The organism is Haliovirga abyssi (genome assembly GCF_030295325.1).
Taxonomy (GTDB): domain Bacteria; phylum Fusobacteriota; class Fusobacteriia; order Fusobacteriales; family Haliovirgaceae; genus Haliovirga; species Haliovirga abyssi.
Map to the genome: position 1 here is coordinate 234546 of NZ_AP027059.1, position 17414 is coordinate 251959.

Annotated in this window: 12 protein-coding genes and 9 tRNA genes; all 21 read left to right on the plus strand. The window is 29.7% G+C overall.

The window, feature by feature from the left end; translation table 11 throughout:
• Positions 1-5 precede the first annotated feature (5 nt).
• Positions 6-1529 (plus strand): chemotaxis protein CheW, encoded by a 1524-nt coding sequence (locus RDY08_RS01035; protein ID WP_307904590.1) that lies wholly within the window; start codon positions 6-8, stop codon positions 1527-1529.
• Positions 1530-1693: 164 nt separating this feature from the next.
• Entirely contained in the window at positions 1694-2788 is a 1095-nt protein-coding gene (locus RDY08_RS01040; protein ID WP_307904591.1) for a protein-glutamate methylesterase/protein-glutamine glutaminase, read from the plus strand.
• Between the two features lie 96 nt (positions 2789-2884).
• A tRNA-Pro gene (locus RDY08_RS01045) sits at positions 2885-2961 on the plus strand.
• Between the two features lie 3 nt (positions 2962-2964).
• Positions 2965-3040 (plus strand) — tRNA-Gly (locus RDY08_RS01050).
• Positions 3041-3045: 5 nt separating this feature from the next.
• Positions 3046-3122, plus strand: a tRNA-Arg gene (locus RDY08_RS01055).
• Positions 3123-3151: 29 nt separating this feature from the next.
• Positions 3152-3227, plus strand: a tRNA-His gene (locus RDY08_RS01060).
• 40 nt (positions 3228-3267) lie between these two features.
• A tRNA-Arg gene (locus tag RDY08_RS01065) sits at positions 3268-3344 on the plus strand.
• Positions 3345-3388: 44 nt separating this feature from the next.
• A tRNA-Lys gene (locus RDY08_RS01070) sits at positions 3389-3464 on the plus strand.
• A gap of 40 nt (positions 3465-3504) precedes the next feature.
• Positions 3505-3588, plus strand: a tRNA-Leu gene (locus RDY08_RS01075).
• Between the two features lie 22 nt (positions 3589-3610).
• A tRNA-Gly gene (locus RDY08_RS01080) sits at positions 3611-3686 on the plus strand.
• Positions 3687-3698: 12 nt separating this feature from the next.
• A tRNA-Lys gene (locus RDY08_RS01085) sits at positions 3699-3774 on the plus strand.
• Positions 3775-4259: 485 nt separating this feature from the next.
• Positions 4260-5879 (plus strand): peptide ABC transporter substrate-binding protein, encoded by a 1620-nt coding sequence (locus tag RDY08_RS01090; RefSeq protein ID WP_307904592.1) that lies wholly within the window; start codon positions 4260-4262, stop codon positions 5877-5879.
• A gap of 387 nt (positions 5880-6266) precedes the next feature.
• Complete coding sequence (locus tag RDY08_RS01095) at positions 6267-7211, plus strand: ABC transporter permease (RefSeq protein WP_307904593.1); 945 nt, start codon at positions 6267-6269, stop codon at positions 7209-7211.
• 3 nt (positions 7212-7214) lie between these two features.
• On the plus strand, positions 7215-8138 hold the full coding sequence (locus RDY08_RS01100; protein WP_307904594.1) for an ABC transporter permease: 924 nt from the start codon (positions 7215-7217) through the stop codon (positions 8136-8138).
• A gap of 18 nt (positions 8139-8156) precedes the next feature.
• On the plus strand, positions 8157-9188 hold the full coding sequence (locus RDY08_RS01105; RefSeq protein WP_307904595.1) for an ABC transporter ATP-binding protein: 1032 nt from the start codon (positions 8157-8159) through the stop codon (positions 9186-9188).
• Positions 9185-10153: an ABC transporter ATP-binding protein gene (locus tag RDY08_RS01110; protein ID WP_307904596.1), complete on the plus strand. Its 969-nt coding sequence runs from the start codon at positions 9185-9187 to the stop codon at positions 10151-10153. Before RDY08_RS01105 ends, RDY08_RS01110 begins: the two co-directional genes overlap by 4 nt.
• Before the next feature lie 341 nt (positions 10154-10494).
• Positions 10495-11448, plus strand: coding sequence for an RHS repeat domain-containing protein (locus RDY08_RS01115; RefSeq protein ID WP_307904597.1), 954 nt, complete (start codon positions 10495-10497; stop codon positions 11446-11448).
• 11 nt (positions 11449-11459) lie between these two features.
• Positions 11460-12716 (plus strand): ABC transporter substrate-binding protein, encoded by a 1257-nt coding sequence (locus RDY08_RS01120; protein ID WP_307904598.1) that lies wholly within the window; start codon positions 11460-11462, stop codon positions 12714-12716.
• A 165-nt stretch (positions 12717-12881) separates the two neighbouring features.
• Positions 12882-13664 carry a dihydroorotate dehydrogenase electron transfer subunit gene (locus RDY08_RS01125; RefSeq protein ID WP_307904599.1) on the plus strand — a complete coding sequence of 261 codons (783 nt, stop codon included), beginning with the start codon at positions 12882-12884 and terminating at the stop codon, positions 13662-13664.
• Positions 13661-14566 carry a dihydroorotate dehydrogenase gene (locus RDY08_RS01130; protein ID WP_307904600.1) on the plus strand — a complete coding sequence of 302 codons (906 nt, stop codon included), beginning with the start codon at positions 13661-13663 and terminating at the stop codon, positions 14564-14566. Before RDY08_RS01125 ends, RDY08_RS01130 begins: the two co-directional genes overlap by 4 nt.
• A gap of 45 nt (positions 14567-14611) precedes the next feature.
• Positions 14612-17188, plus strand: coding sequence for a leucine--tRNA ligase (gene leuS / locus RDY08_RS01135; protein WP_307904601.1), 2577 nt, complete (start codon positions 14612-14614; stop codon positions 17186-17188).
• Positions 17189-17414 lie beyond the last annotated feature (226 nt).

Below are 17414 nucleotides of genomic sequence, written 5' to 3' on the forward strand. Positions count from 1 at the left end.
GGAAGATGAAAACAACTAAAGAAGGACAAAGTATTGTTTTTGAAATAAAAGATGAGAATTACGCAGTCCCTCTTATTTATGTAAAAGAGATAATAAGAGTTCCAGAAATAACAGAGCTTCCAATGTCTGAGGAATCTTTAAAAGGGATAATAAATTTAAGGGGGATTATAGTTCCGGTTATATCAATAAGAGAAAAATTTGGAATTGAAAAAAGCATTGAAAATAAGGAACAAGAAAGAATAGTTATTTTAGAAAAAGAGGGTACTCAATTTGGAGTAACTGTAGATAAAATGAGAGGTGTAATTAATGTAAATGAAAATGAAATTGAAGAGAATGATGGAAATTTTGAAAGTGAATTTATAAAAAATGTTATAAAAAAAGATAAAGAAATTTATATGGAACTAAATTTAGAAAAATTAATTGAAATAAAAACATTTGGAAACAGTGCAAATGGAAATTTAGGTAATTCAAACAAAAGTACAGAAAACAGACAAAATATTTTAGAGGTAAGAGAAAAATTTGTAACATTTAAAATAGGTGAAAATGACTATGGTTTTAATATTGAAGATGTAAAAGAGATAATAAGATATATAAAACCAAGGGAAGTGCCAGCAGAATCAGAATATATGCTAGGAGTAATAAAATTAAGAGAAGAAATTTTACCAATTTCAGATTTAAGAATAAAGTTGGGAGCAGAAAAAACAGAAGTAGATGAATTTACGAAAGTAGTAGTAATTGAAAGTAAAAATCATAAAATAGGGTATGTGGTAGATAGAATAGAAGAGGTAATTAATATTGAAAAAGATAAAATATTGCCACCGCCGTTATATTTGAAAACACAAGGGAATGATGAAATAAAATCAATAATAAAAGATAAAAATGAAAATATAACAATAATATTGGATATAGAAAAATTAATGGCAGATGTTTCGGAAAATTTAGACAAACTATCTGAAACGAAAAACTCTATTAAAGAAAATGAATCTAATATAAAAAAAGATGAAGATGTGCAATTTATAATATTTGAATTAGAAAAAACGCTTTATGGGATAGAAATTGAAGACGTTAGAGAAATAAATAGGCTATCAAATATTACAAAAATTCCTAAAGCTCCTGAATTTGTAGAAGGAATAATAAATTTAAGAGGAGATGTTATTGCAGTAGTAGATTTGAGGAAAAGATTTAGTTTAAACAAAAAAGAGATAGGAGAATTTACAAGAATAATAATATCAGAAGTAAAAGGAGTAAGTATAGGATTTATAGTTGATTATGTAAAATATGTGTCAAAAGTTAATAGAAATGAAATTTTACCAGTTGAAACCCTTGGATTTGTTAATAATGACTTTTTAAAAGGCGTTTACAAAAACAAAGATAATAATAGCATGGTTTTAATATTAAATTTTGAAAATGTTATGACAGAAAAAGAGGTTAAAGATTTAGGGAAAATAGGTTCTAAACCGGTAACTAAAAAGAGAGAAACTAAGAAAAAAGTGCCTAAAAAGAAAAAAACTTTAAAAATTAATGAATGATAATATGTAATAGTATAATTTGTAAGGGAGCCCCCCCTGTCATCAAGATAAGAACTGGGCTTGCCAACGGCAAGCCCCTACAGTATTAATTCATTTTATAATGTAGGGGCTTTATTTATAACGCCAAAATAAAAAAAATTAAACCAAAAAAGAGGTGTAAACTAATGAACGAAATAAGGGTTATAGTCGCTGATGATTCTGCATTAATGAGAAGGACTTTAAAAAAAATTATAGAAATGGATAGTCGACTAGTTGTTATTGAAACAGCAAGAGATGGAGAGGATGCAGTAAATAAAGTAAAAGAATTAAAACCAGATGTTGTAACAATGGATATAAATATGCCTAAGATGGATGGACTTACCGCATTACAAATAATAATCGAAGAAGATATATGCCCTATAGTTGTAGTTTCATCCTTGTCACAAAGAGGAGCACTAACAACATATGAAGCATTAGAGCTAGGAGCATTTGCCTGTGTAGGGAAGCCTGGAGGGACTGTTAGTACAAATATGGCTGATGTTCAAAAAGAACTATGTGATGTTCTTTATGAAGCAGCTTTAATTGGACATAATGGAGAAAAGCTAAAAAGATTATCTAATAAGATGAAAACTATAAAAAAAATTAGAAAAGAAGAAGAAGTTTTATTAAATGAAATAGAAGTAAAAGTAAAAAAAGGGGGAATATTAAAAGCTGTAGCACTAGGAATATCAACTGGAGGGCCTAAAAATATTTATGATGTATTACCTTTATTACCTAAAAACTTAAATGCAGCTATATTTGTGGTTCAACATATGCCGCCTAATTTTACAGAATCTTATGCTAAAAGATTAAATAAATATTGTGATATGGAAGTTGTAGAGGCTAAAAATGGAATGCTAGTAGAAAGAGGAGTTATATATATAGGAAAAGGTGGTTATCATATTAGGACTAGAAAAAATTTTAATAATGATTTAGTAATTAGACTTTCTAGAGTTCCAAAACATATGTTTATGCCATCTGTTGGAATTATGATGGAATCAATCTTAGATAGTTTTGGTGAAAATACGTTAGGTGTACTTATGACTGGAATGGGAGATGACGGCGCTAACGGAATGGTAAAAATAAAACAAGCAGGAGGTTATACAATAGCAGAAGCAGAAGAAACGTGTATTGTATTTGGAATGCCACAAGAAGCTATAAAAAGAGGTGGTGCAGATATAGTATTACCATCATATAAAATTGCAAAAGAGATAATAAATAAAGTGGGATTATATAAGTGATTTTAGTTATTATTTATTTTTTAAAAATAAATAATAAAAAAGTGTTGACAAATACTTGGAAATGTTATATAATCATTCTCGCCTTAAGTGGTAGTTCGGAGCATAGCGCAGTCCGGTAGCGCACCTGCCTTGGGAGCAGGGGGTCGTAGGTTCAAATCCTACTGTTCCGACCATATGCGGGAATAGCTCAGATGGTAGAGCGTCAGCCTTCCAAGCTGAATGTCGCGAGTTCGACCCTCGTTTCCCGCTCCAATTATGTGCCCGTAGCTCAGCTGGATAGAGCAACGGCCTTCTAAGCCGTAGGTCATGGGTTCGAATCCCGTCGGGCACACCATTTTTAAAATTATAAATTTTTTTAAGATGGTGGTTGTAGCTCAGTTGGTAGAGCACAGGATTGTGGCTCCTGTGGTCGCGGGTTCGATCCCCGTCATCCACCCCAACAGATTTTAGATACAACCCACAAGATAGCACACAATGATACGCCTGTGGCTCAATTGGATAGAGCAACGGACTTCGAATCCGTGTGTTGCAGGTTCAAATCCTGTCAGGCGTGCCAGTATGCCTGAAAAAAGTATTAACTTGATATTATTTAAACTTTATGCGCTATTAGCTCAGTTGGTAGAGCACACGACTTTTAATCGTGTTGTCACAGGTTCGACCCCTGTATAGCGCACCATTTTAATTTTAAAATTTAATTATAGCACAACATATTGTGTGCGAGGATGGCGGAATTGGCAGACGCACTAGACTTAGGATCTAGCGCCTATGGCGTGAGGGTTCGACTCCCTCTCTTCGCACCATTTTTTTATTTCTGAGTTAGTTGCGAAAGTAGCTCAGTTGGTAGAGCACTTCCTTGCCAAGGAAGGGGTCGCGAGTTCGAATCTCGTCTTTCGCTCCAAAATAAAATTATGGACCATTAGCTCAGTTGGCAGAGCAACCGACTCTTAATCGGTAGGTCACAGGTTCGAGGCCTGTATGGTCCACCATATGAAAAATATAACTACCTATTATTTTATAGGTGGTTTTTTATTTTTTGGATTTGAAAAGATAGTAAAGAGGTATATTTTATGTAAAAGAATAAAAAATAAAAGAGTAAAAGAATAATATGAATACTAGTTTTTGGCGACGTTGAAAACATAATCCATGTAGGGGCAATTCATGAATTGCCCTTACTTGTAATAGCTTGTACACCCAGTCTTTGACATTAGAAAAAGTTTCTTTTCTGAAAAAACATGTTCTTTTGCCGAATGAAAAAACGTGAACAATCAGAACAAAAACAGTCTAAAATTAATCGTCCCATTCAGCAGGTACAATATTTATATAATATATATAGGGATGATATGTCATAGTTCAAATATATATGTGTATAATAATTATAGTACAGTTCTCAAAAAAACTTTACAAGTGTTCAAAAATATGGTATACTTGTTCCAATGTAAATAATGTTATAAAATTCTAAGGAGGAGATTGTATGAAGAAAAGAGTATTGAGTATCGCATTATTGATGACGTTTGTTTCAGCGGTGTCATTTGGAGGCATTTTTGATTTCTTATTGGGCAAAAAGAAAGAGGTTAAAAATTTAAAAGCAATTACAGTAAATTTAGGGCAAGAACCTGGATCAATGGATCCACAATTATTAACAGATTCAGTGGCAATACAAGTAAAAGGATTGACTTCAGAAGGATTAACAAGAATTGGTAAAGATGGTGGAATTATGCCAGGAATGGCAAAAAGTTGGGAAATAAAAGGGAACAAATGGTTTTTTCATTTAAGAGATGCAAAATGGTCAAATGGAGATTCAGTAACAGCTAATGATTTTTATTTCGGAATAAAAAGAGCAATAGATCCAGCAACAGCTTCAGAGTATGCATATATGACTTATTATATAAAAGGAGCTCAAGAGTTTAACGAAGGTAAATTAAAAGATTTTAGTCAAGTTGGAGTGAAAGTTATAGATGATAAAACATTGGAAATAGAATTATCTAAACCAGCAGCATATTTCGCTTCTGTTACAGCTTTTCCTACATATTTACCAGTAAATGAAAAGTTTTATAATGCACATAAAGAAGAGTTTGCGTTAGAAGCAGATGCATTATTATTTGAGGGTCCATTTATTTTAAAGAGATGGGATCATGATAGCAAAATGATTTTAGTTAAAAATCCAAATTATTGGAATAAAGATAATATAAAATTAGATCAAGTTACATTTGTAATGGTTAATGATACAAATACAGCTTTAAATATGTATAAAAATGGAGAATTAGATATAGCTGGATTAAGTGGAGATCAATTACCAGCTTATAAAGATAGTAAAGATCTAAGAACATATAGTGATGGTTCAGTTTGGTATTTTGAATTTAATACTACTGATAAATTATTTAAAAATGTAAAAATAAGAAAAGCTATAGCTTTAGCAATAGATAGAGAAGCATTAGTAAATAAAATAAAAAAAGATGGTTCTAAAGCTGGAACAGGAATGGTTCCATTTGGATTCCCTGGTAAAACTGCCAAAGGATTTAGAGGAGATTATGGAAATCAATTATATAGCTATAATCCAGTAGAAGCTAAAAAGTTATTTGCTGAAGGATTGAAAGAAGTTGGATATACAGGACCAGTTGTAGTAAGTATGTTAACAGGAACAAGTGATGGAGCTACAAAAGAAGCTCAATTTTATCAAGAACAATTAAGAACAAACCTTGGAATAGAAGCTAAAATAGAACAAGTAACATTCCAAATTAGACTTCAAAGAATGAGTTCTAAAGATTTTCAAATAGTTCTTGCAGGATGGGGACCTGATTATTTAGACCCAATGACATATATGGATTTATGGGTAACAGGTGGAGGAAACAACCAAACTTCTTGGAGTAATCCAGAATATGACAAATATATAGAAACTGCTCAAAAATCATCTGATAATGCAGTTAGAATGGATGCAATGGCTGCAGCAGAAAAAATACTTGCAAAAGATTTTCCTGTAGCAGTAACATTCTATAGAAATAGAAATAGATTAGTTAATCCAAAATTAAAAGGAGTTAAATTTAGATCAGTTGGATCGGAAACAGATCTTTATTGGGCATATTTAGAGGATTAATTTAGTTGAAAAATATAAGAAGAATGTTTTAAAAGTCAGTTTATAAAATTAATTTTGTAATGAAAAGTATAGAGTGACCACTTCGGTGGTCATTTTTATGCTGATATACAATAATGAATAAAATATAATATTTTATCTGTAAAAAGAGATTTAGTTTTCTTAGCACCACTACAGATAGTGCTTAAATGTTTTGACGATACTATATATAGTGGTATTAAGAAAACTGTCTTTTAATTGAAAGGTGGATTCAATTCCCCGCTGTTTGCGGAGAGGTGTTTATTTGCATAAGTAATAAAATTAATAATTTAAAAACGGATTAAAAATAATTTGCCATTTTTTATATGATGAATTATTCTTAACGTTTATAATAAAGAGAGGAAGAGATAAATGTTAAAATTTATACTAAAAAGAATATTATCTGGAGTGGTTACACTTTGGATTGTTACAACAATTACATTTTTTTTGATGCATGCCTTACCAGGAGATCCTTTTGCAAGTGAAAAGGCAATTCCGCCTAAAATAAAGGCTAATTTAATGAAGAAATATCATTTAGATAAACCATTAGTGGTTCAATATGTCTATTATTTAGGTGGCATAGTAAAGGGCGATTTTGGAATGTCTATGAAAGTAAGAGGTAGAAAAGTAAGTAGAATAATAGCTAGAGCATATCCTATTTCCTTAGACTTAGGTATGAGAGCTATAATTTTTGCATTTATATTTGGAATATTTTTTGGAATAATAGGAGCATTTAACCGTGGCAAATGGGAAGACACGGGAGCAATGGCAGTGGCTATTATAGGAGTTTCAGTTCCAAGTTTTATAATTGCAGGAACTTTACAATGGATAGATATATTTGTAAGTAAAAAAGCGGGTATTAGTTTACTTCCTGTAGCAGGATATGATTCTCCAGCACATAAAATAATGCCAACAATAGCGCTAGGTCTTATGGCAGTAGCTGTAATTGCTAGAATGATGAGAGCTTCTATGATAGAAGTTTTAAATCAAGATTATATAAAAACAGCAAAATCAAAAGGGCTAGCTTCTAAAATAGTGATTTGGAAACATGCTTTTAGAAATGCAATCATGCCAGTTATTACTTATTTAGGGCCTTTAATCGCAGCAATTACAACAGGTTCTTTTGTAATTGAAAAGGTTTTCGCAATTCCTGGATTGGGGAAATATTACGTAGAAAGTATTTATAACAGAGATTATACAATGGTATTGGGAATTACAGTTTTTTACTCACTTCTTCTAATAGTAATGGTTTTAATAGTTGATATTTTATATGGATTTATTGATCCTAGAGTAAGAATTGGGAAAGGAAGGGAGTAATAGATGAAAAATTTGGATTTTACATTAGTTGGAAAAAATTTAGAAGAGAGCGAGAAAATATACAAGCCGAGTTTGACATATTGGAAAGATGTTTGGAGAAGATTAAAACAGAATAAAGCAGCAATGTTTTTCTTAGTTTCTTTAGTAGTACTAATAATAATGGCAATAATAGGTCCATATTTAAATAAATATGATTTTAGAGAACAACATCTAGATTGGCAATATAAATTTTGGGATAAAGCAAGTTTTGAAAAAGGATTTTTCTTCGGAACAGATGATTTTGGAAGAGATATGTTTACTAGAATATGGGAAGGTGGAAGAATCTCATTTACAATAGCGTTTGTAGTTGTTTTTATAGAGGGGGTAGTTGGGACTCTTTATGGAGGGATTGCAGGATATTTTGGTGGAAAAATAGATTTTTATATGATGAGATTTGTAGAGATAATGATGGCTGTACCAAGTATAATATATATAATATTATTAATGGTAGTTATGGGAGCTGGAGTTAATACAATTATTATAGCAATGGGACTTACAACATGGATGGTAATGGCTATGATTGTAAGAGGAGAAGTTATAAAGATAAAGCAGCAAGAGTTTGTTATGGCATCAGTGGCTTTAGGAGCAAGTTCATTTAGAATTATATTAAGGCATCTTATACCAAATGCTATGGGGCAAATAATTGTACGTTTGACACTAGATATACCATCAGCGATATTTACAGAAGCGTTTTTGAGTTTCATAGGTATAGGAGTTCCTGCACCAATAGCATCATGGGGTAGTTTAGCAAATAATGGATATCAATTATTAGCAGTTGCACCACATCTATTTATTTTGCCAGCACTGTTTATATCGTTTACTACAATGGCATTTAATATTGTTGGAGATGCATTAAGAGATGCAATGGATCCTAAATTAAGAAAATAAGATGAGGAGAAGATTAAGATGGTTAAAGATAAAATATTAGATGTTAAAGATTTATATGTTTCATTTGATACTTACGCTGGGGAAGTTCAAGCGATAAGAGGTGTTAGCTTTGATCTTAAAAGAGGAGAATCATTGGCAATTGTTGGTGAATCTGGTTCTGGAAAGTCAGTTACAGTTCAAACAATAATGAAATTAATACCTATGCCGCCAGGTAGGGTAAAATCAGGAGAGATAATTTTTGAGGGCGAAGATATAGCAAAGAAATCTGAACATGATATGCAAAACATAAGAGGTGGAAAAATTGGGATGATATTTCAAGACCCAATGTCTTCATTAAACCCAACAATGAGTGTAGGAGCACAAATAGCGGAAGGAATAATAAAACATCAAAGATTATCAAAAAAAGAAGCTAAAATAAAAGCGTTAGAGATGTTAAAACTTGTAGGAATTCCAAATGCTGAAAAAAGAATAAAACAATATCCACATGAATTTAGTGGTGGAATGAGACAAAGAGTTATGATAGGAATAGCATTATCTTGTAATCCTGATCTACTGATAGCTGATGAACCAACAACAGCATTAGATGTAACTATACAGGCACAAATTTTAGATTTGATGAAAGATTTAAAATCAAAATTAGGTACAGCTATTATTTTAATAACACATGATTTGGGAGTTGTAGCAGATATTGCAGAAAGAGTTGTTGTGATGTATGGTGGAGAAATAATGGAAGAAGCAGATGTTAAAACTATTTTTTATGCTCCGAAACATCCGTACACTTGGGGATTGTTACAATCTATGCCAAGATTAGATTTAGGAAAAGATGAGGAAGAAACATTAAGATCAATAGAAGGGACTCCACCAGATTTATTCAATCCACCAAAAGGGTGTCCATTTGCTCCAAGGTGTGAATATGCAATGAAAGTATGTTTAGAAAAAAAACCACATTTTTTTGAAATTGAAGAAGGACATAAAGCTGCATGTTGGTTATTGCATGAAGATGCTCCAAATATAGAATCTCCAATAGAAAGCAGGAGGAAAAAGATATGAGCAAAGAAAAATTAGTAGAAATAAAAGAGTTGAAAAAACATTTTGACGTAGGTCATAAGCAAATATTAAAAGCTGTAGATGGAGTTAGTTTTGATATATATAAAGGAGAAACACTTGGTTTAGTAGGGGAATCAGGGTGTGGAAAAACTACATTAGGTAGAACTTTGACAGTATTATATAAGAAAACAGCTGGAAATATATTTTATAAAGGAGAAAATGTAGATAAAATTTCATATAAAGAGTTTGCTAAAAAAGTGCAAATGATATTTCAAGATCCACAAGCTTCTCTAAACCCAAGAATGACAGTTGGAGATATTATAGCTGAGGGATTAGATATTCACGAAATGTACACAACTAAAGAAGAAAGGAATAAAATAGTTTTTGAACTATTAGAAAAAGTTGGATTAAATAGAGAACATGCAAGTAGATTTCCACATGAATTTAGTGGAGGACAAAGACAAAGGATAGGAATAGCAAGAGCATTAGCTATAAAACCAGAATTTATAGTATGCGATGAACCTATTTCAGCGTTAGACGTATCAATACAAGCGCAAGTTGTAAATTTATTAAAAGATTTGCAAAAAGAACAACAGTTGACATATTTATTTATAGCTCATGATTTGAGTATGGTAAAATATATATCTGATAGAATAGCTGTAATGTATTTAGGAGATATGGTTGAGTTAGCTGCAACAGATGAACTATATAATAAACCGTTACATCCTTATAGTGAAGCTTTGTTGTCTGCGGTACCAATAGCTGATCCAGAAGCAGAGATAACTAAAAATAGAATAAAATTAGAAGGAGAATTACCAAGTCCAATAAATCCTCCTGTGGGATGTAAATTTTCTACAAGATGTAGATATGCAGATGAGACTTGTATGGCTGAAAGACCAAAATTAAGAGAAATAATTCCAGGAAGACTAGCAGCATGTCATTATGCAGAAAGATTTTTAGATAAATAAGGAATAGCTTAAAAATAATTCAGCTGTTTTGTTTTAAAAGGTTCAAGGTTCTTTTATGAAAATTACATAAAAAACTACGCCTAACATATGCAACGTTTCAACCATTTTTATAACAAAAAATGAGAAAATTATTTTTTAAACGTTCCTAATTATTATATTTTATGAGAGAAATTTAAATGAAAAAATTCATATAAATTTCTCTCATTTTTATATTATAAATAAAAAAACTAAAATTTAAAATTATTTTGACACAAAAGGATAGAAGTGTTATAATGCAAATGTTCATTATTGAATCAGACAGTGATTAGATAATGTTCTTAAAAAGAAAAGGAGGTTTTTGAATGAAAAAGGTAATATTTGTTTTTTTAATAATTTTATTTGTAGGATGTAGTAATGAAGAGATAAGAAAAGGTGGGACTAGTTGGGATAAAATAAATATTCCAAAAGAAAAAAATTATTATGATTCAAATGGTAGTTTATTAGAAAAAATTGTTTACAATGGAAAAATAGAGGGGATGCTAGATAAGAAGGTAATAGTGGAAGGAAAAATAATAGATTATAAAAAAAAAGAAATTGGAAAAATTAGAAATAGTTATTCAATGGAAAACAAAATATTAGAAGAAAAAATGTTTGATAGAGCAGGAGAAGTTATAAAAAATATAAAATATATATATTCGAAAGATGGTAAATTAATATCAAAAACTATAATTGGGAAAAATTATAAATTAGAGAATGTATACTCTGGAGACAATGGATTAGATATAAAAAAGACAGGGAAAAATGGAGGAGATTTAATTTTAAATATAAGAGAAGAAAAATATGATTTAAAGGGAAATTTAATAAAAGATTATTATGAAGATAATAATGGAAATTTATTGTTAGGATATGATTATAAATATAAATATGATTTAAAAGGAAGATTGGTAGAAAAAATAATTACTAGAAATGATGGATTTGAATTTAATCAAAGTTATGAAACTGAATTAAATAGAGATGAAAAAGTAACATCAATTGCAGAATATGACTCTGATGGAAGAGTGAAAAAATATACAGAATATGCTTATGATGATTTGGGGAAACTTTCTAGTAAAATAATAAAAGATGAGTTAGAGGAAATAAAAGAAAAAGAAGATTATGATTTGAATGGAAATATTTCTAACAAAATATTTTATTATCAAGATGGGAGTAAAATTTATGAAATTCATAAAGAATATGATGATAAAAATAGAATTGTGTTAGAGGATAAAAAAGACAGTAAAGGCAATAAAATTTTAACAATAACATATATTTATTAGGAGGAATTATAATGAAAAAAATAAGTTATATATTAATTTTTATTTTATTTTCAATATCAATTTTTGCCAAAACGAACCTTCTGTTTTGGCATGGAATGGAAAAAGGTGCTAATGAAGAGCTATTAAAAAGGAAAGTAGCGGAATTTGAAAGTAAAAATCCTGAGATAACAGTAACTTTAGAAAATTATGGAGAACAAGATTATTTGGAAAAAAAATTAAATAAAAAATTATTATCTAATGAAGGACCAGATATGTTATGGTTGGGACCTCAAATGTTAGGTAAATTAGTAAACACAGGGAAATTATTAAGTTTAGATAAATATATGGAAAATGATGACATATTTTCAGATTTCGACGTTTACAGAAGTTTAATAGAAGGAACAAAATATAATGGGAAGACATATTCTTTACCATTTGATGGAAATAATTTAGAACTATCTTATAATAAAGAGATATTTAAAAAACTAGGAATAGATGCAAAAAAAATAAAAACTTGGAATGATTTTTTGAAAGCTGCTAAAAGAGCAACGATAGATACTACAGGAGATGGGAAAATAGATCAGTATGGATTTTTAATTCCATTTGGGGATAAAGAGTGGACAGTTTGGATTTGGCAAACTTTTTTATGGGGAAATGGTGGAGAGTTTTTAAGTGATGATAATAAGACACCTCTTTTTAATTCAGGAGCAGGGATAAAAGCTTTGGAGTTTTGGAAAAATTTAATTTATAAAGAGAAAGTAGCAAAACTTTCAGATTATAACAAAGGGTGGGATATATCAAGCTTTATAAATGGAAAAGTTGCAATGGTTATAAATGGACCTTGGAATTTTATGAAACTTCAAAAAGAATTTAAGGGGAAATATGGAGCAATATATTTACCAACTAATGATAAGAGAGTGACAAATATAGGCGGGGAAAATTTATATATTTTTAAATCAAATAAGGAAAAAGAAGATGCAGCTTGGAGATTTGGGAAATATATTCTTTCAGATAATTTTCAAGTGGAATGGGCTACAAAAACAGGATATTTACCAGTTACAAATAGTGCTGTAAATACAACAACATACAAGAAATTCTTATCAGGAAATGATTTTTTGAAAATATATGTAGAACAAATGAGATATGGAAAAATGAGACCAACTATTCCGGAGTATGATAATATTTCTTCTTATTTAGGATACCAATTAAAAACAGTATTAGAAGATAAAATACCTGTAGAAATAGGTCTAGAAAATGCTGAAGAATTTGCTAATGATATATTAAATTAAGAAAGCCGCTTGGCTTTCTTTTTATTTTGATTTATGATATAATATTTTTATTTGAAAAAAATATACCCAATGCGTGTAGTGGTTTAACCATTTTTATAACAAAATATAAGAAAATTATTTTTTATAAATAAATCATAATTTTAAAAATATTCGAGGGGTGATGTTGTGAGGTTAGAAGATATTATTATAAAAGAAAATAAAAAAGTAGCACATGATACTTATTTACTTTCTTTTGTTAGTTCGGATATGGCAAAAGAAATTTTGCCAGGTCAATTTTTAGAAATAAAAGTTGGAGAAGGATTAAACAATCTATTGAGGTTACCAATAAGTATTCATGATGTTATTGATGATACAATATATATGTTGTATAAAGTAATAGGAAATGGGACGAAAGATTTAACAGAATATAAAACAGGTGCAAAAATAAGTGCGTTGGGACCTTTAGGAAATGGATTTCCAAAATTAGAAGGCGAGAAAGAAGTTTTGCTTGTAGCAGGCGGCATAGGATATGGACCATTTCCATTAGTAATAAGAAATAATAATAACTATAAGTTGTTTTATGGAGTGTCTACAAAAAATGAAATAGCAAAAGATACAACATTCAAGTTAGAAAATGATAAAGTAAATGTAGCTACAGTTGATGGAAGCGAAGGACATAAAGGATTTGTAACTGATATTTTGGAAGAATATATATTGAAAAATGGAGAAAAAGATAAGATTATTTTTTCATGTGGCCCAGAAATAATGATGAAAAAAGTAGCTCAAATAGCAAATAAATATAATATAGAGAGCTATTTATCTTTAGAAGAATATATGGCGTGTGGAATAGGAGCATGTGTAGGTTGCGTAAAAAAAATAAAAAATAGTGAAAAAAAAGAGGGGTGGGAATATAAGAAAGTATGTAAAGATGGCCCTATTTTTAAAGGCGACGAGGTGATATGGGAATGAATATGAAAGTAAAATTGGGAAATATAATATTACAAAATCCAATTATGACAGCCTCTGGAACTTTTGGTTATGGAGATGAATTTAAAGAATTGGTAGATTTAAATAGAATAGGTGGAATTTGTGTAAAAGGAACAACATTAGAAGAAAGGCAAGGGAATCCTACTCCAAGGATATTAGAAACGCCTGGTGGTATGTTAAATGCTATTGGCTTTCAAAATGTAGGAATAGATAGATTTAAAAAAGAAAAATATTCTTTTTTAAAAGAGCTAAAAGCCAAAACATTTGTAAATATAACTGCTAATACGATAGAAGAGTTTGGAATTTTAGCGAATAAATTAAATGATATAGAAATAGGTGGAATAGAAATAAATATATCTTGCCCAAATATTAAAGCCGGTGGAATAAATATGGGAACAGATCCTGATATGGCATTTAAAGTAGTGAAAGAAGTAAAAAAGAATACAAAACATCACGTTATGGTAAAACTTACGCCAAATGTAACGGATATAAAAGTGATAGCAAAAGCTGTAGAAGATGCAGGCGCAGATTCGATATCTCTCATAAATACATTGGTAGGAATGGCAGTAGATATAAAAACTAGAAAACCAAAAATTAAAAATATAATAGCTGGATTATCTGGACCAGCGATAAAACCAGTTGCATTAAGATTAGTTTGGGAAGTAGCTAAAACAGTTAAAATCCCAATAGTTGGAATGGGTGGGATTAGTAATTTTGAGGATGTATTAGAATTTTTAATAGTTGGAGCAACTGCTGTACAAATAGGAACTGCAAATTTTTATAATCCGAGAGTTACAATGGATATTTTAGATGGGTTAGAAAAATATATGAAAGAAAATGAGATTAAAGATATAAATGAAATTGTAGGTAGTTTTAAAATTTAATATTAAAAAAATGCTAAAATCATATACGTATAAGGAGTGATAAGAGTGAAAGAATATAAGTTTAGTGAAATTGAATCAAAATGGCAAAAAGAATGGGAAGAACAAAAGATATTTAAAACTGAAAATAAAGATGAAAATAGAGAAAATTATTATCTGTTAGAGATGTTTCCGTATCCATCAGGAAAAATTCATATGGGACATGTTAGAAATTATAGTATTGGGGATGTAATAGCTAGATATAAAAAAATGAATGGGTATAATGTTTTACATCCAATTGGATGGGATTCTTTTGGATTACCAGCTGAAAATGCAGCTATACAAAATGGAGTAGATCCAAAAAAGTGGACGTTAGAAAATATTGAAAGTATGAAAAAACAGTTAAAAAAACTTGGCTTTTCATATGATTGGGATAGAGAGATAGCAACTTGTAAAGAGGATTATTATAAATGGAATCAATGGATATTTACAAAACTGTATGAAAAAGGTTTGGTGTATAAGAAAAAGTCTTATGTTAATTGGTGCGATAGTTGTAAAACAGTGTTAGCTAATGAGCAAGTTGAAGATGGTAAGTGTTGGAGATGTGGAAATGAAGTACATCAAAAAGATTTGGAACAATGGTTTTTTAAGATAACTGATTATGCAGAAGAACTATTAGAGGGACATAAAGAATTAAAGGGAAATTGGCCGGATAAAGTAATAGCTATGCAAAAAAATTGGATAGGAAAAAGTTATGGAACAGAGGTAAATTTTAAATTAGAAAATAGTGACATAGATGTTCCTGTATTTACAACAAGAGTAGATACGATATTTGGTGTAACTTATATGGTTTTAGCACCAGAACATCCATTAGTAGAAGAGATATTAAAAGAGAATAAAGATATAAAAGAAAAAGTATATAAAATGAGAAATGAAGATAAAATTTCTCGTACAGCAGAAAATTCTGAAAAAACTGGAGTATTTTCTGGGAAATATGTTATAAATCCAGTAAATAATGAGAAAGTTCCTTTATGGATAGGAAATTATGTGTTAATGGATTATGGAACTGGAGCTGTAATGGCTGTACCAACACATGATGAGAGAGATTTTCAATTTGCTAAAAAGTATAATTTGAAATTAAAAATAGTTATAACTCCTGAAGAAGATGAAATTAATAAAGACGAAATGACTGAAGCATATATAAAAAAAGGAATATTAATAAATTCAGGTGAATTTAATGGATTAAAAAATAGAGAAGCAATAAGTAAAATAGCGGATTATATAGAAAAAAAAGGGTACGGAAAAAAGACAACAAATTACAGACTGAAAGATTGGTTAATTTCAAGACAAAGATATTGGGGAACTCCAATTCCAGCTATTTATTGTGAAAAATGTGGTGTTGTAATGGAAAAAGAGGAAAATCTTCCAGTTAGATTACCAAGCGATGTAGAGTTTACTGGAACTGGAAATCCATTAGAGACATCAAATGAATATAAAAATGTAGTTTGTCCAAAATGTGGTGGAAAAGCAAGAAGAGAAACTGATACAATGGATACATTTGTGGATTCATCTTGGTATTATCTTAGATATACAGATTCTAAAAATAGTAGTATTCCATTTGAAAAAGAGATTGTAGATGGATGGGTTCCTGTAGATCAATATATTGGCGGAATAGAACATGCAGTAATGCATCTGCTTTATTCTAGATTTTTCCATAAATTATTAAGAGATTTAGGGTTACTTTCAAGCGATGAACCGTTTAAAAAATTATTAACACAGGGAATGGTACTAGGACCATCATATCATTGCCCAGACTGTAAAAAATACTATTATGCCTCTGAGGTTGAGGAAGGAAACAGGTGCAAAACATGTGGAAAAGATTTGAAAATAAAGGTTGAAAAAATGTCAAAATCAAAAAATAATGGTGTTGATCCAAACCATATAATAGCGGAATATGGAGCAGATACAGCTAGATTATTTACTTTATTTGCTGCACCACCAGAAAAAGAGTTAGAGTGGAATGAGAAAAGTTTAGCAGGAGCATTTAGATTTTTAAATAGAGTTTGGAGAATTGTTTTAGAAAATAAAGAACATGTAAACATTGGAAATAAAATAGAGATAGATGTAAAAAAACTAAATAAAGATGATAAAAATTTAATGAAAAAACTTAATCAAACAATAAAAAAAGTTACAGAAAGTATGGAAGATAATTTTCATTTTAATACAGCAATAGCTGCAATAATGGAATTGGTTAATGAGATGTATCTTTATAAAAATAGCATATTCGATAATAAAAAAGAGAGTAATATTTGGAGAGAAGTTATTGAAAAATTAGTGATATTGGTTTCGCCATTTGTACCACATATAGCAGATGAATTATGGGAAGAAGCTGGATTTAAAGGGTTTGTATATGAAGAGAAGTGGCCAATTTCTAATGAAGAGTTTTTAGTAGAAGATGAAGTAAATGTAGCATTTCAAGTAAATGGTAAATTGAGAGATGCAGCAACTGTAGCAAAAGAGATAGGTAGAGAAGAACTAAAAGAGTTAGCGTTAAATTCTGATAAAGTTAAAAAATATACAGATGGAAAAAATATATTGAAAGTTATAGTTGTTCCAAATAAAATAGTTAATATTGTAGTAAAATAAATTGAAAGTCCTCTTTTTTCTATTAAGAAGAATAGGGGGCTTTTTATCATATATTTTTTATTAATTAGAAAAGTATAAAATTATTCAGAGAATAATCTATGCTATTTTGTTAGTCATGATTATTGTTAATAAGTAAAAAAATATATCTAAAAGTAACTTATAGGATAAAAAAGTAAAAAAAGCATATTTATTTTAATAAAAAATAAAATATATTTATTGAAGAAAT

Coding starts and splice junctions, on each gene's coding strand:
- RDY08_RS01105 (WP_307904595.1), top strand. CDS start 8,157: ATGGTTAAAGATAAAATATTAGATGTTAAAGATTTATATGTTTCATTT.
- RDY08_RS01095 (WP_307904593.1), top strand. CDS start 6,267: ATGTTAAAATTTATACTAAAAAGAATATTATCTGGAGTGGTTACACTT.
- RDY08_RS01110 (WP_307904596.1), top strand. CDS start 9,185: ATGAGCAAAGAAAAATTAGTAGAAATAAAAGAGTTGAAAAAACATTTT.
- RDY08_RS01035 (WP_307904590.1), top strand. CDS start 6: ATGAAAACAACTAAAGAAGGACAAAGTATTGTTTTTGAAATAAAAGAT.
- RDY08_RS01090 (WP_307904592.1), top strand. CDS start 4,260: ATGAAGAAAAGAGTATTGAGTATCGCATTATTGATGACGTTTGTTTCA.
- RDY08_RS01120 (WP_307904598.1), top strand. CDS start 11,460: ATGAAAAAAATAAGTTATATATTAATTTTTATTTTATTTTCAATATCA.
- RDY08_RS01100 (WP_307904594.1), top strand. CDS start 7,215: ATGAAAAATTTGGATTTTACATTAGTTGGAAAAAATTTAGAAGAGAGC.
- RDY08_RS01130 (WP_307904600.1), top strand. CDS start 13,661: ATGAATATGAAAGTAAAATTGGGAAATATAATATTACAAAATCCAATT.
- RDY08_RS01115 (WP_307904597.1), top strand. CDS start 10,495: ATGAAAAAGGTAATATTTGTTTTTTTAATAATTTTATTTGTAGGATGT.
- RDY08_RS01040 (WP_307904591.1), top strand. CDS start 1,694: ATGAACGAAATAAGGGTTATAGTCGCTGATGATTCTGCATTAATGAGA.